The 14,510-nt window shown below is 72.5% G+C and carries 13 protein-coding genes; 7 read left to right on the top strand and 6 right to left on the bottom strand.

Annotated features, from left to right (window positions below; translation table 11 throughout):
* Window positions 1–40 precede the first annotated feature (40 nt).
* Entirely contained in the window at window positions 41–1,486 is a 1,446-nt protein-coding gene (locus OG982_RS12550) for a flotillin family protein (RefSeq protein WP_266787341.1), read from the top strand.
* 77 nt (window positions 1,487–1,563) lie between these two features.
* Here the strand turns inward: OG982_RS12550 and OG982_RS12545 are convergent, their stop codons facing one another.
* A complete protein-coding gene (locus OG982_RS12545; protein ID WP_266787343.1) occupies window positions 1,564–2,580 on the bottom strand; it encodes a WD40 repeat domain-containing protein in 1,017 nt (338 codons plus the stop codon).
* 77 nt (window positions 2,581–2,657) lie between these two features.
* Here OG982_RS12545 and OG982_RS12540 point away from each other — a divergent pair, with 77 nt between their 5' ends.
* Window positions 2,658–3,350: a GDSL-type esterase/lipase family protein gene (locus OG982_RS12540; RefSeq protein ID WP_266787345.1), complete on the top strand. Its 693-nt coding sequence runs from the start codon at window positions 2,658–2,660 to the stop codon at window positions 3,348–3,350.
* Window positions 3,351–3,409: 59 nt separating this feature from the next.
* Window positions 3,410–4,399 (top strand): aldo/keto reductase, encoded by a 990-nt coding sequence (locus tag OG982_RS12535; RefSeq protein ID WP_266787347.1) that lies wholly within the window; start codon window positions 3,410–3,412, stop codon window positions 4,397–4,399.
* Between the two features lie 232 nt (window positions 4,400–4,631).
* On the opposite strand, the gene thpR is transcribed toward OG982_RS12535, so the two are convergent.
* The 3 genes from thpR to OG982_RS12520 all read right to left on the bottom strand — a co-directional run bounded on the left by thpR (window position 4,632) and on the right by OG982_RS12520 (window position 7,237).
* Window positions 4,632–5,186: an RNA 2',3'-cyclic phosphodiesterase gene (gene thpR, locus OG982_RS12530; RefSeq protein WP_266948540.1), complete on the bottom strand. Its 555-nt coding sequence runs from the start codon at window positions 5,184–5,186 to the stop codon at window positions 4,632–4,634.
* A 262-nt stretch (window positions 5,187–5,448) separates the two neighbouring features.
* Window positions 5,449–6,774, bottom strand: a complete 1,326-nt coding sequence (locus tag OG982_RS12525; RefSeq protein ID WP_266787351.1) for an MFS transporter — start codon at window positions 6,772–6,774, stop codon at window positions 5,449–5,451.
* 25 nt (window positions 6,775–6,799) lie between these two features.
* A complete protein-coding gene (locus OG982_RS12520) occupies window positions 6,800–7,237 on the bottom strand; it encodes a MarR family winged helix-turn-helix transcriptional regulator (protein ID WP_073799612.1) in 438 nt (145 codons plus the stop codon).
* A 137-nt stretch (window positions 7,238–7,374) separates the two neighbouring features.
* Between OG982_RS12520 and OG982_RS12515 the strand changes: the two genes are divergently transcribed.
* Window positions 7,375–7,557 (top strand): BrnA antitoxin family protein, encoded by a 183-nt coding sequence (locus tag OG982_RS12515; protein ID WP_249767154.1) that lies wholly within the window; start codon window positions 7,375–7,377, stop codon window positions 7,555–7,557.
* Here the strand turns inward: OG982_RS12515 and OG982_RS12510 are convergent.
* Window positions 7,550–9,031, bottom strand: a complete 1,482-nt coding sequence (locus OG982_RS12510) for an NCS2 family permease (RefSeq protein ID WP_266787358.1) — start codon at window positions 9,029–9,031, stop codon at window positions 7,550–7,552. The two genes, OG982_RS12515 and OG982_RS12510, sit on opposite strands and share 8 nt — an antisense overlap.
* 138 nt (window positions 9,032–9,169) lie before the next feature.
* Between OG982_RS12510 and OG982_RS12505 the strand changes: the two genes are divergently transcribed.
* Together OG982_RS12505 and OG982_RS12500 are read left to right on the top strand one after the other, a co-directional pair.
* On the top strand, window positions 9,170–9,481 hold the full coding sequence (locus OG982_RS12505) for a DUF2530 domain-containing protein (protein WP_266787360.1): 312 nt from the start codon (window positions 9,170–9,172) through the stop codon (window positions 9,479–9,481).
* 212 nt (window positions 9,482–9,693) lie between these two features.
* The gene (locus OG982_RS12500) at window positions 9,694–12,183 is read left to right on the top strand and encodes a cation-translocating P-type ATPase (protein WP_266787362.1); all 2,490 of its coding nucleotides are present in this window, start codon (window positions 9,694–9,696) and stop codon (window positions 12,181–12,183) included.
* Window positions 12,184–12,241: 58 nt separating this feature from the next.
* Here OG982_RS12500 and OG982_RS12495 read toward each other — a convergent pair whose 3' ends face one another.
* A complete protein-coding gene (locus OG982_RS12495; RefSeq protein WP_266787364.1) occupies window positions 12,242–13,435 on the bottom strand; it encodes an MFS transporter in 1,194 nt (397 codons plus the stop codon).
* Between the two features lie 82 nt (window positions 13,436–13,517).
* Here OG982_RS12495 and OG982_RS12490 point away from each other — a divergent pair, with 82 nt between their 5' ends.
* A complete protein-coding gene (locus tag OG982_RS12490; protein WP_266787366.1) occupies window positions 13,518–14,510 on the top strand; it encodes a DUF5937 family protein in 993 nt (330 codons plus the stop codon).

Below are 14,510 nucleotides of genomic sequence, written 5' to 3'. Positions count from 1 at the left end.
CTTCGGCGCCGAACGGCGCCGCGACGAGGGGGAGTTGCCGATGGCTATCGGCGTCGTGGCGGGGATCGTGGTCGCCGCCATCATTGCTCTGATCGGCCTGTTCAAGCTCATGTGGCGGGTGGCCGAGCCCAACGAGGCACTGGTCATATCCGGCTCCACGCACAAGACCGAGGGTCTCGGCGAGGGCATGGGCTTCCGGATCGTCACCGGGCGCGGCACGCTCGTGCTGCCGGGTGTGCAGGCGGTGCGGAAACTGTCGCTGGACCTCAACGAGACGCAGCTGAACGTGGACTGCGTGACGCACCAGGGCATCCCGCTGCGGGTGAAGGGCGTCGTCATCTTCAAGATCGGCGACGATCTGGTGTCGATCGCGAACGCGGCCCGCCGGTTCCTGGACCAGCAGAAGATGATGCCGGAGCGGGTGCACATCGTCTTCGCGGGTCATCTGCGGTCGATCGTGGGCGGGTTGACGGTCGAGGACATGATCCGGGACCGCGAGAAGCTGACGGGGCAGACCCGGGCGGCCTGCGGTACGGAGATGGAGAAGCTCGGGCTGATCGTGGACTCGCTGCAGATCCACGAGATCGAGGACCCGACGGGGTACATCAAGAACCTGGCGATGCCGCACGCGGCGGCCGTGCAGCGGGACGCGCGCATCGCGCAGGCCGAGGCGAACCGGCTGGCGACGGAGGCGGAGCAGACGGCGTTCGCGCGGATGGCGGAGGCCACCCGGGACAGCGAGATCCTCCAGGCGGGTTACCAGGCCGAGCGGGACAAGGCGGCGGCGACCGCGCGGCAGGCGGGCCCGCTGTCGGAGGCGGCCGCGCGGCAGGAGGTCGTCGTCCAGGAGACGCGGGTCGCGGAGCTGGAGGCGCACCGGCGCGAGCAGCAGCTCCAGGCGGACGTGCGCAAACCCGCGGACGCGGCGGCGTACGAGACCCGTACCCGCGCCGAGGCCGAACGCGACGCGCGCATCTCGGCGGCGCAGGCGAAGGCGAAGGAGACGGAGCTGGCGGCCGCGGCGGAGGCCACGCGGGTGACGACGGCGGCGACCGCGGACGCGGCGGCGACGGAGGCGCGCGGCCTGGCGGCGGCGAAGGCGACCCGGGCGACCGGTGAGGCGGAGGCGGCCGCCACCCAGGCGAAGGGCCTCGCGGTGGCGGCGTCGGCGAAGGCGAAGGGTCTGGCCGAGGCGGACGCCATCAAGGCGCGGGCAGCGGCGCTGGCGGAGAATCAGGAGGCGGTGGTCGCGCAGCAGCTGGCGGAGAACTGGCCGGCGATCGTCCAGGCGGGCGCGGGCGCGTTCGGCAACGTGGAGCACATGGTCCTGCTGAACGGGGCCGAGGGCATGTCGGAGATGTTCGCGAAGGCCCTCACGATGGGCGGCACCGGCCTCGGCCTGGCCCGCCAGCTCCTGGCAACGATGACCCCGCCCCCGAACCCGGCCCCGACTCCGTCGGAGTCGATCCCGCTCACGGACCAGTAACCCCGGGGGAGGCCCCGCGCGGCGGGCGTTCCGCCGGCCCGGGGCGCGGGCAGGTGGCTGTCCCGCGCCCCGCAGGGCTACGGCTTCGGGCGCCGCCGCAACACCCGCTTCGCGCCGAAGACGAGGGCCGTCGCCGCGGCCAGGACGAGGGCGGTCTTCGTGTAGCCGCCCTCCCCGGCAGCGGACGGGCCCGCGCCCGCCTGGCCGCCGCCCGCGCCCGTCGGGGCGGTGGGGGAGCCCGACGGGCTCGACGAGGACGACCCCACCGGGACCGCCACCACCCGGCTCGACGCCCCCTCCGCCCCGAACATCAGGGCGGAGCCGTCGGCCGTGTACGTCACGGACTCCGCCTGCCCCTGCCACGGCGCGTCGATCCGCTCCCCCTGCCCCTGCGGCCGCCCGTCCTTCCACGCGTACGTCCGGGCCAGGAAGTACCCCCGTACCGTCAGCCGCGTGCCGTCCGGAGAGAACGCCCCGTCCGTCACCCACGGCATCTCCGCGACCCGCCGGAACACGTTCGTCCCCGACGCCGACAGGGTCGCCGGCCCCTCGTACAGCCCGCCCTTGTCCTCGCTCTTGCTCGCGATGTACACCCGCCCCGTCACCGGATGCACCATCAGCGCCTCCGCGTTCCGCGCCCCGCCCTCGTACCGCACGGTGAACTGCTCCGCCTTGACCGTGGCGTCGCGCAGCTCCTTCGGCTCCTGGAACCGGTAGATCCACACGTGGTCCCAGGTGCCGTCCCGGTTGTCCCCGATGTCCCCGACGTACAGCGCCCCGTCCGGCCCCAGTGAGATCGCCTCGACGTCGCGCGGCTTCCCGATCCCCGTCAGCGTCACCCGCGCCACCGTCTTGCCCGTCGCCGAGTCCACCGCGTACACGTACGGGCCGTCGTCGCTGTCGTTGTGCGTCCAGTACACGCCCGGGTGGATCCGGCTGGCCGCCAGCCCGCTCGACTCCTTGATCCGGGGATCGGTGATGGTGAACCCCGAGGCGGCGGCGCCCCCGGCGGCGGGAGCGGCGGCGGCCGCCCCCGGCATCAGGGCGAGGACGGCGGCGGCGGAGAAGGCGGTCAACGGCGGCAGCAGGCGCATACCCCCAAGCCTGCCAGCCCGCCCCGCGTGTCCGGCATCACAGCGGCCCACGCCGCGCGATCCGCGATGATGACCGGATGCGTTTCATGTTCGTCGGCGACTCCATGACCATCGGACGCGCCGGCGACTACACCTGGCGCTACCGGATGTGGCAGCACCTCAACGCGACCTTCGGCGGCCCGTACAAGATCGTCGGCCCGCGATGCGAGGTGTACGACACCTTCGCCGACGCCCCCACCAGCCATGAGTACGCCGACCCCGGCTTCCCGGAGCACGCCCGCCGCCACCTCGCCGGCTGGGGCGAGGGCTGGCAGCACATGGCCCCCCTCATCGGCCCCGCCGTCCGCGCCGGCAAGGCCGACGTACTGCTCGTCTCCCTCGGCCTGATCGACCTCGGCTTCTACACCGACGCCGCCCAGACCGCCGCCAACGCCCGCCGGTTCATCGCGGAGGCCCGCGCCGCCCGCCCCGGCGTCCGGATGGTCCTGCTCCCCGTCATCCCGAACGTCCGGGCCGAGTCCGACCTGCCCTTCGCCGCGCAGGTCGCGCGCTTCAACGAGCTCCTCGCGAAGGCCGTCGCCGACCTGACCACCGACGCCTCGCCGATCCTGCTGGGCGCGCGGCCGGCCTCGTACGACATCCACCACGACACCTACGACGGCACGCACCCCAACGCCTCCGGCGAGCACCGCCTCGCCGGGGAGTTCGCGGCGGTCCTGCACCAGGCGTGGGGCATCGGCGCGCCGTACGGCCCGCCGCGGGGTCTGTAACACGCTGTTCGTCGGAGGCACTTGCCTGGAGCGCACTCCAGGCAGTTGGCTAGTGCCCCATGAAGTACACGCAGCTCGGACGCACCGGTCTCAAGGTCAGCCGACTTGTACTCGGCACCATGAACTTCGGCCCCCAGACGGGGGAGCCCGAAAGTCACGCGATCATGGACTCCGCCCTCGACGCGGGCATCAACTTCTTCGACACCGCCAATGTGTATGGCTGGGGCGCCGACAAGGGCCGCACCGAGGAGATCATCGGCACCTGGTTCGCCCAGGGCGGCGGCCGGCGCGAGAAGACGGTCCTCGCGACCAAGGTCTACGGCTCCATGTCCCGCGAGAGCGAGACCTGGCCCAACTTCGACCGTCTGTCGGCGCTGAACATCCGGCGCGCCGTCGACGCCAGCCTGAAGCGGTTGAACACCGACCACATCGACGTCTACCAGTTCCACCACGTGGACCGGCAGACCCCCTTCGAGGAGATCTGGCAGGCCATCGAGGTCCTGGTCCAGCAGGGCAAGATCCTCTACGCGGGCTCCTCCAACTTCCCCGGCTGGAAGATCGCCCAGGCGAACGAGACGGCGGCGCGGACCGGCCGGCTCGGCCTGGTCAGCGAGCAGTGCCTTTACAACCTCGCCGAGCGGCGCGCGGAGATGGAGGTCCTCCCGGCCGCCGAGGCGTACGGGCTGGGCGTCATCCCGTGGTCCCCGCTGCACGGGGGCCTGCTGGGCGGCGCGATCCGCAAGGCCGCCGAGTCCGGGCGGACGGCCTCCGGCCGCTCGGCGGACGCGCTGGCGAACAGCGCCGTACGGTCGCAGGTGCAGGCTTACGAGGACCTGCTGGCCAAGCACGGCCTGGAGCCGGGCGAGGTGGCGCTGGCCTGGCTGCTGACCCGCCCGGGGGTCACGGGACCGATCGTCGGCCCGCGTACGCCGGAGCAGCTCGCGTCCGCGCTGCGGGCGGTGGAGCTGGAGCTCTCGCAGGAGGTCCTGGCGGGCCTGGACGAGATCTTCCCGGGCCCGGGTCCGTCGCCGGAGGCCTTCGCCTGGTAGGAGGCCTTCGCCTGGTAGTGGCGGCGGGCGGCCGCCGGGGGGTTACTGCCCGACGGCGGCGGCCACCGCCACGACGACGAACATCAGCACGAGCACACCGGCCATGACACGGTTTCTGGTCTTGGGATCCACCCTTCGAGCGTAACGCGACCGGGCCCGCCCCCCGTACGGAGGGGGCGGGCCCGGTCGTCGCCACGGTGAGCAGCCCGGCGGTCAGGCGGACGACGCCCGGTCACCCCTTCAGGGGCCAGGCGGCGACGACCTCGTAGCGGGGGCGCTCGCCGGGGATGCCGGAGGTGGGGAGGTTGCTGCGGACCAGGCTCAGCTCGCCGACCTGCCAGCGGGTGCCCTCGAAGGGGCGGAGGGCTTCGAGGTACGGGGCGAGGTCGACGGCGTGGCTGCTGCGGGCCAGGGTGAGGTGCGGGGTGTAGCGGCGGTGCTGCTCCATGGGGACCCCGGCCCGGCGCGCGGCGGCGTCGGCGCGCTCGGCGAGCATCCGGAGGGCGTCGAGCTCCCCGGCGGCGCCGGTCCAGAGGGCGCGGTCGCCGAAGTGGCCGCAGCTGTGGAGGCGGAGCGCGAAGGGGGCGGTGCGCGCGGCCGCGCGGCGGAGCCGTTCGTGCAGATCGGGCAGTACCTCTTCGTGCACCTCGCCCATGAAGGCGAGCGTGAAGTGCCAGCCCGCTTCCGCGGTCCACCTGAGCCGGTCGTCCGCGGGCAGCGCCCGCACGGCCTCGCGCAGTTCGGCCACGGCCTGCGCCGGCGGCAACACGGCGGCGAAGAGTCTCATCCCCCGACCCTAACGGCCCCCCGGCCGACGACACGGCCCATTCCCACCGCCCCGCCACCGCGCCCCAGCCGCGCTCGTCCGGCTGCGTCGGCGATGATCCAGCCCCGCCGGCGTTCGAGGCGCGGGGTCTGGGGCGGAACCCCAGGGGGTTCGGGCCGGGTGGCGGGTCCGGACCGGGGCCGGGTGGTGCCCGGGGGTTCGGGCCGGGTGGCGGGGCCGGGCCGGGGTCTGGGGCGTCCAGTGCCCGGTCGGCCCCGCAGGGTCAGGCGGCGGGGACCAGGTCGCGCTTGCGCGGGACCAGGGCGACGCCCGCGTGGCGGGAGACGCGCAGGCGGAGGTTGCCGACCCGGGAGAGGACCAGGGCGATGGTCAGGGCCGCCGCCAGGGAGACCACCGCGCCCGCCGCCATGCCGATCCGCGCACCGTAGGTGTCCGTGATCCAGCCCACCAGCGGGGCCCCCACCGGGGTGCCCCCGGTGAACACCATCATGAACAGGGCCATGACCCGGCCCCGCATCTCCGGGTCCGTGGCCATCTGCACGCTGGAGTTGGCGGTCACGTTCACCGTCAGGCCGAAGATCCCGATCGGCACCAGCAGCGCCGCGAACAGCCAGAAGCCGGGGGCGAAGGCCGTGACGAGGAGGAGGACGGAGAAGAGGACCGCCGCGGCGACCAGGACCCGCAGGCGGGAGTGGCCCCGCCGCGCCGCCAGCAGCGCGCCGGCCAGGGAGCCCGCCGCGATCAGGGTGTTGAAGAGGCCGTACGTGCCCGCGTCCCCGTGGAACACGTCGCTCACGAACGCCGACAGCCAGATCGGGAAGTTGAACCCGAACGTCCCGATGAAGCCGACCAGCACGATCGGCCAGATCAGCTCCGGGCGGCCGGCGACGTAGCGCAGCCCCTCCCGAAGCTGGCCCTTGGCCCGCGGCTGCGGCTCGACCGGGTGCAGTTCGCGCGTCCGCATCATCAGCAGGCCCGCGACCGGCGCGGCGAACGAGAGCCCGTTCAGCAGGAAGGCCCAGCCGGAGCCGACGGCGGTGATCAGCACGCCGGCCAGCGCCGGGCCGACCAGCCGCGCGGACTGGAAGTTGGCCGAGTTCAGGCTGACCGCGTTGGCGACCTGCGCCGGGCCGACCATCTCGGAGACGAACGTCTGCCGGGCCGGGTTGTCCACGACCGTGACGAGGCCGAGCAGGAAGGCCGCGAGGTAGACGTGCCAGACCTGGACGTGTCCGGCCAGGGTGAGCGCGGCGAGCGCGAGGCCGGTCAGGCCCATCGCGGTCTGCGTGCCGATCAGCAGCGGCCGCTTGGGCAGCCGGTCGGCGAGTACGCCTCCGTAGAGGCCGAACAGCAGCATCGGCAGGAACTGCAGGGCGATCGTGATGCCGACCGCGGATGCGGAGCCGGTCAGGGAGAGGACCAGCCAGTCCTGGGCGATGCGCTGCATCCAGGTGCCCGTGTTCGAGACGACCTGGCCGGTCGCGAAGAGCCGGTAGTTCCGGATCCTCAGCGACGAGAACATCGAGTTCTCGTTCTTGGGGGTGGGTGTGTGGTCGGGGGCGGAGTCTGCTCCGGGTCCCGTACTCAAAAAGTTCGCCTCCTGGCGTCCGCGGTTACAAGTGCGCGAGCTTCTCCAGGACGGGCGCGGCCGCGCGCAGCTTGGCCCATTCGTCCTCGGTGAGCTCGGCCGCGAGCCCGGCCAGGAAGGCATTGCGCTTGCGACGGCTCTCTTCGAGCATCGCCTCGGCCTCCTCCGTCTGGCGGACCACCTTCTGGCGGCGGTCGTCCGGGTGCGGCTCCAGCGTGACCAGCCCCTTGGCCTCGAGCAGCGCGACGATGCGCGTCATCGACGGCGGCTGGACGTGCTCGCGTCGGGCCAGCTCACCGGGGGTGGCCTGGCCGCAGCGGGCGAGGGTGCCGAGCACCGACATCTCGGTCGGGCTCAGCGATTCGTCGACGCGCTGGTGTTTCAGGCGCCGGCCCAGCCGCATGACGGCGGAGCGGAGATCGTTCACGGCGGCAGCGTCGTCGCCATGGGAAAGGTCACGCATGTTGTTTAGAGTAACTCATTACCCTAGCTAAGGAAAACTGGAATCCGCCCTGCCCAGGGAGACCCTCATCACTCGTAAGGGTGAGTGAGTTCGGGAAAGCGACACGCGTCCACGCCCTGTGCCCCGACCCTTTCGGCATGGGGACACATGTGCTGAGCATGCGCATAGACGGGGAGCTGCTCGACCGGCTCCGGCACCATGCCGCCAAACGCGGAATGAGCGTCCAGGACTATGTCGTCCGGACGCTCATTCGCGATGACTTCGACGAGCGCTTCAAGGCCGCCGTCGACGAGACGGAGAAGTTCTACGGCCTTACGTGAGGCCCAGCGCGGGCATCGCGTAGTAGAAGACGAACACCGCCGACACGATGTACATGGCCACCGGGACCTCGCGGCCCCGGCCCGTCGCCAGGCGCAGCGCGCAGAAGCTCACGAAGCCGATGCCGATGCCGTTGGTGATCGAGTAGGTGAAGGGCATCATCACCATCGCCAGAAAGGCCGGGACGGCGATGGTGAAGTCGCTCCAGTCGATGTCCTTGACCGAGCCCGCCAGGATCAGGAAGCCGACCGCCACGAGCGCCGGGGTGGCCGCCTGGGACGGGACCATCGTGGCGAGCGGGGTGAGGAACAGCGCCACGGCGAAGAGGCCGCCCGTCACGACGTTCGCCAGGCCCGTACGGGCGCCTTCGCCGACGCCGGCCGTGGACTCCACGAAGCAGGTGGTGGCCGACGAGGAGGTCGCGCCGCCCGAGGCGACGGCCAGGCCGTCGACCAGCAGGACCCGGTTGATCCCGGGGAACTCGCCGGTCTTCTTGTCGATCAGCTTCGCCTCGTCGCCGACGCCGAGGATCGTGCCCATCGCGTCGAAGAAGCAGGACAGCAGCACGGTGAAGACGAAGAGGACGCCGGTCAGCATCCCGACCTTCTCGAAGCCGCCGAACAGGCTGACCTGGCCGACGAGCCCGAAGTCGGGCGCCGCCACCGGGTTGCCGGGCCACTCGGGCACGGTCAGGCCCCAGCCGGAGTCGGGCAGCCCCACGATCAGCTGGACGGCGACCGCGATGACGGTCATGACCACGATGGAGATCAGGATCGCGCCCGGCGTCTTGCGGATCAGCAGCGCCAGGGTCAGCAGCACGCCGACGACGAAGATCAGGACGGGCCAGCCGTGCAGGTGGCCGTCGGTGCCGAGCTGGAGCGGGACCGTGGTGTGCGCGGCGTCCGGGATGCGGGTGACGAAGCCCGAGTCGACCAGGCCGATCAGCATGATGAACAGGCCGATGCCGATCGCGATGCCCTTGCGCAGGCCCAGCGGGACGGCGTTCATGACGCGCTCGCGCAGGCCGGTGGCGACCAGCAGCATCACCACGAAGCCCGCGAGGACCACCATGCCCATGGCGTCGGGCCAGCTCATCCGGGGGGCGAGCTGGAGCGCGACGACGGTGTTGACGCCGAGACCGGCCGCGAGGGCGATCGGGACGTTGCCGATGACGCCCATGAGGAGCGTGGAGAACGCCGCCGTCAGGACGGTGGCGGTGACGAGCTGGCCGCCGTCGAGCTGGTGCCCGTACATGTCCTTCGCGCTGCCGAGGATGATCGGGTTCAGCACGATGATGTAGGCCATCGCGAAGAAGGTCGCCAGGCCGCCGCGGAACTCGCGGGCCACGGTCGAACCGCGCTCGGAGATCTTGAAGTAGCGGTCCAGGGCGGACGCGCCCTGGGGCGCGCCGGGGGCCGGGGCGCTTTCCGCGGGGGTGGGGGTGGATTCGGCGGGGGCGGGGGCCGACGTGCTCATACGGTCCTCAACGTCCTCATTGGGTGATTCATACGAAGAAAATGGGCCAAGCCCAAACCGTTTCAGTATGAACACATGAACGAAAGGGCGTCCATCTCCGCGCGTAGACCGCGATCGCGCGCACCTAGACTTGAGCGCATGGCGAAATGGACTGCGAAGCACGAGGCGCCGGAGCCCCTTGAGGGTCCGATCGTCGCGACCGTCACCGGCGGCACGATCATCTGGTTCGCCCTCTTCCTCGTCCAGCTCCCCTTCTATGGGTGGTTCGCCGACCGGGACCTGCTGTGGTGGGTCTGGTGCTGCGCGGCCGGCGGCTTCCTCGGCCTGATCGGCATCTGGTACGTCCGCGGCCGCGAGGCCGCCCTCAAGCGCCACGCGGATGCGCTGGCCGCGCCGGGGACGGAACCCGGGCCCGGCGGCCCCGACGCCGCAGGCCCGGCTCAGGCCTGACCGGCCCGGGCCCGACCGGCGTGGCTCCGGCCGGCGTCGGCGCGGCGCGGCCGCCGTCGCCGGGTTGGCGGCGACCGGCCCCGGGCCGTGGTGCGACCCGGGGCGGGCCTCGGGGCCGGCGGGCTACCCAGGGACGATTCCGCTCATCCCGAAGTCGGATATTCGGACATCTCGGCGGGTGAAGCGCCACGAGCGCCTTTACCGTCGAAAGCATGACGCAGCGGGCGAAGATCGAATCCGAGGGACCCGAGCCGGGAGGCGGCGGCAACGGCACCGGCACCGGCAAGGTCGGCGGCACCGCCATCGACGCCGGAGCCGAACTCGACCCCGTACACCCGGTCCGCCCGCCCGCGCCCCGGTTCAAGCCCGGCGGCCTGACCACCGCCGAGGTCGCCGAACGCGTCGCCCGCGGCGCCGTCAACGACGTCCCCGTCCGCAGCAGCCGCTCCACCGCCGACATCGTCCGCGCCAACGTCTTCACCCGGTTCAACGCCATCATCGGCGTCCTCTGGGTGATCATGCTGATCGTCGCGCCGCCGCAGGACAGCCTCTTCGGCTACGTGATCATCGCCAACACCGGCATCGGCATCATCCAGGAGCTGCGCGCCAAGAAGACCCTGGACGGCCTCGCCGTCATCGGTGAGGTCAAACCCAGCGTCCGCCGCGACGGCAAGACCGCCGAGATCTCCACCTCCGAGATCGTCCTCGACGACGTCATCGAACTCGGGCCCGGAGACAAGGTCGTCGTCGACGGCGCCGTCGGCGAGGCCGAGGGCCTGGAGATCGACGAGTCCCTGCTCACCGGCGAGGCCGACCCCGTCCTGAAGAAGCCCGGCGACCCCGTCATGTCCGGCTCGTTCGTCGTCGCCGGCGGCGGCGCGTTCACCGCCACCAAGGTCGGCCGCGAGGCGTACGCCGCCCAGCTGGCCGAAGAGGCCACCCGGTTCACGCTCGTCCACTCCGAGCTGCGCTCCGGCATCTCCACCATCCTCAAGTACGTCACCTGGATGATGATCCCGACCTCGATCGGCCTGATCATCAGCCAGCTCGTCGTCAAGGACAACAACCTCAAGGACTCCATCGCCCGCACCGTCGGCGGCATCGTCCCGATGATCCCCGAGGGCCTGGTCCTGCTCACCTCGGTCGCCTTCGCCATCGGCGTCATCCGGCTCGGCCGCAAACAGTGCCTGGTGCAGGAACTGCCCGCCATCGAGGGCCTCGCCCGCGTCGACGTCGTCTGCCTCGACAAGACCGGCACCCTCACCGAGGGCGGCATGGACGTCACCGAGCTGCGGCCGCTGGGCGGCGCGGAGCCGGCGTACGTCAAGAAGGTCCTCGGCGCGCTCGGCGAGTCCGACCCGCGCCCCAACGCCAGCCTCCAGGCCATCATCGACGCCTACCCCGACAGCGCCGAGTGGCGCTGCACCGAATCGCTCCCCTTCTCCTCCGCCCGCAAGTACAGCGGCGCCAGCTTCAGCGAGGGCGACGGCGAGAACTCCACCTGGCTGCTCGGCGCCCCCGACGTGCTCCTGCCGGCCGGGGACCCGGCACTCGACGAGATCAACGGACTCAACGAGCAGGGCCTGCGCGTCCTCCTGCTGGCCCGCTCCGGCCGCGAACTCGACGACGCGGCCGTGGCCACCGGGGTCCGGCCGACCGCGCTCGTCGTCCTGGAGCAGCGGCTGCGCCCCGACGCGGCCGACACGCTGCGCTACTTCGAGGACCAGAACGTCAAGGCGAAGGTCATCTCCGGCGACAACGCGATCTCCGTCGGCGCGGTGGCCGGCAAGCTCGGGCTGCCGGGCGCCACGAACACGGTCGACGCGCGGAAGCTGCCCACCGAGCGGGCCGAGATGGCCGAGGTCCTCGACGGCAACGCGGTCTTCGGCCGCGTCACCCCGCAGCAGAAGCGGGACATGGTCGGCGCGCTCCAGTCCCGCGGCCACACCGTCGCGATGACGGGCGACGGCGTCAACGACGTCCTGGCCCTCAAGGACGCCGACATCGGCGTCTCGATGGGCTCAGGCTCCGAGGCCACCCGGGCCGTCGCGCAGATCGTCCTGCTCAACAACAGCTTCTCCACCCTCCCGTCGGTGGTCGCCGAGGGCCGCCGGGTCATCGGCAACATCACCCGGGTCGCCACCCTCTTCCTGACGAAGACGGTGTACTCGGTGCTGCTGGCGATCCTGGTGGTCTGCTGGCAGGTGGAGTACCCGTTCCTGCCGCGCCACCTGACCCTGCTGTCCACGCTGACCATCGGCGTACCCGCGTTCTTCCTGGCCCTGGCCCCGAACAAGGAGCGCGCGAAACCGCACTTCGTGAAGCGGGTCATGCGCTACGCGATCCCCGGCGGCGTCATCGCGGCCGTCGCCACGTTCGTGACGTACCTGGTGGCCCGCCACCACTACACGGGCGAGGGCGCCCTCGAAGCCGAGTCCAGCGCGGCGACGCTGACGCTGTTCCTGACCTCGATGTGGGTCCTGGCGATCATCGCCCGCCCGTACACGTGGTGGCGCGTCGGCCTGGTCGGGGCGATGGGCCTGGCGTTCCTGATCGTGCTGGTGGTGCCGTGGCTCCAGTCGTTCTTCGAGCTCAAGCTGGTCGGGACGACGATGCCGTGGACGGCGGTCGCCATCGCCGCCCTCGCCGCGTTCCTCATCGAGGTCACCTTCCGCTGGGTGGACCGCAAGTTCCCCGCCTGACCCCCGCGGGGGACGGTCCGGACCGACCCCTGTGCGGTCCGGACCGCCCCCGCCGGGGTCAGGCGGCCAGGTCGTGCGCCACGCGGGCCGCGACGCGGGTGCGCAGGCACAGGGTGGCGGCCGCCGCGAGGAGGCCGGCGGTGAGGGCCGTCCACCACAGGGCCGCCGCGCCGAGGCCGGTGTAGAGGGTGACGCCGAGGGTGAGTGCGGCGAAGCGGGCGAGGCCCCAGGTCCAGCTGAAGGCGCCCTGGTAGCGGCCGCGGGCGGCGGCCGGGGCGAGGTCGGCGACCACCGCGGCCGAGATCCCGGCCACCACCACCTCGCCGAGGGACCAGACGACCACCGAGACGACGTACCCGGCGACGGAGTCCGCGAGGCCGGTCAGCGCCACCCCGACGGCGATCAGCGCGCTGCCCGCCGCCTGCACAGGGAGCTGCGGGAGCCCGGTGAGGCGGGCCGTCACCAGCGGCTGGAGCGCCACCACCGCGGCGGCGTTGACCGCCGCCAACGCCCCGTACACGGCGGGGGAGAGTCCGCTGTCGCGTACCGCCAGCGGGAGCGCGACCTCGGTCAGCGAGTACACGAACAGCTGGATGCCGAACAGCGGGAGCAGGGCGAGCAGCAGCCGGTCGCGGAAGACGACCGCGTAGCCGATGCCGGTGCTCTTCTCGCCCCGGACGGCCGGGGTACGGGCCGGCTCGCGCAGCCGGGTCGCCACGACCGTCGCGTAGACGAGCAGGGTTCCCGCGTCGACAGCGAAGAGCAGCCAGTAGCCGTGCGCCGCGAGGAAGCCGCCGAGCACGCCGGCGACGGCGGTGCCGATGTTGACGCCCCACCCGAAGAGGGCGTAGGCGGGTCGGCGCCGCGCGGGGTCCACGGAGTCGGCCATCAGCGCGTAGGCGGCGGGGCCGACCGTCGCCGACGCGGAGCTGAGCAGCAGCGCGGCCGCCGCCATCGTCCACACGCCCGGCGCGAGGAACAACGCGCCCTGCGCAGCCGCCGCGCCGAGGAGCCCGATCAGCATGGTCGGGCGGCGGCCGATCCGGTCGGCGAGCACCCCGCCGAGCGCCGGGCCGAGCAGGTTGCCGGCGCCGAGGGCGCCGAGGACGTACGAGGTCTCGGGGCCGGTGACACCCCGGTCGGCCAGCAGGAACACCAGGAAGGGGGTGACGAGGTGACCGAGCCGGTTGACGATCGTGCCGGCGAAGAGGGTCCAGACGGTGGGCGGGAGTCCGCGGAAGGTGGAGGGCATGGGACGAGCGTGCGGCCCTGTGCCCCGGGGCCGAATTGATTAAGCTCAGGCCGAATCCAACGGCAGCAGGGGGCGGCACGGCATGGAGTCCGAACTGAGTTTCTCCGCGGCGGACCTGGCGCAGACCAGGTTCGCGGTCTCCCCGATGTGGGAGGTAGTCACCAGCTTCCGGCTGCTGCGGGAGCCCACCGAGCCGACGCTGCACCGGCGTTGGGCCGCGCAGGTTCGGCCCCGGCTGATGCGGGCCGGCCTGGACCGGGGCTGGCTGGCCGCCCTGATCCCGGGTGACGGCTACCTCGCGGACTTCCTCAACCCGACCCCGGCCGGGCCCTTCCCCGAACTCGCCGACGAGCTGGCCGCCATCCGCCGCAGCACCCCCGAACAGGTCCGCGCCGACCTCGGCACGCTCCGCGCCAAGTCCGGCCCCTCGCCCCGGCGCAGGCTGCTCCACGAGGAGCCCGGGGCCGCGCTGGAGAAGGTGAGCGCCGAGATCGAGACGTACTGGGAGCTCGCGCTCGCCCCGTACTGGCCCCGCATCCGGCAGCTGCTGGAGGCCGACGTCTTCCACCGCGCCCGGCAGGTCGCCGAGCACGGCTCCGCGCACGTGCTGAACGAGCTCCACGCATCGGTGCGCTGGGACGCCGGGACCCTGCGCCTGGTCCGCAGGCACTGCCGGCTGACCCGGGACCAGACCGGCTCCGGGCTGCTGCTGGTGCCCTCCGCCTTCGCCTGGCCCCGTGTGCTGACCCGCTCGGTGGCGCCCGAGCCGCCCCAACTGGCGTATCCCGCACGGGGGATCGGCGCGCTGTGGGAGCCCCGTACGCCCGGCCCCGCCGCCGAGGCCGTCGCCGCCGTCCTCGGGCGCTCGCGCGCGCAGCTGCTGGCCGAGCTGGACGTCCCGGCCTCGACCACCCAACTCGCCCGCAGCTGCGGGCTGTCCGCCGCCGGGGTGTCCCAGCACCTCACGGCCCTGCGCAACGCGGGCCTGGTCACCGGGCACCGCAACGGCCGCTCGGTGCTCTACGCCCGAACGGCTGTCGCGGACGCCCTGCTGACCCCGCAGGGAACCCCGTGA

Source organism: Streptomyces sp. NBC_01551, from assembly GCF_026339935.1.
Classification (GTDB): domain Bacteria; phylum Actinomycetota; class Actinomycetes; order Streptomycetales; family Streptomycetaceae; genus Streptomyces.
Note: the sequence above shows the minus strand (reverse complement) of the source record. Positions and strands in the feature narration are given on the sequence as shown.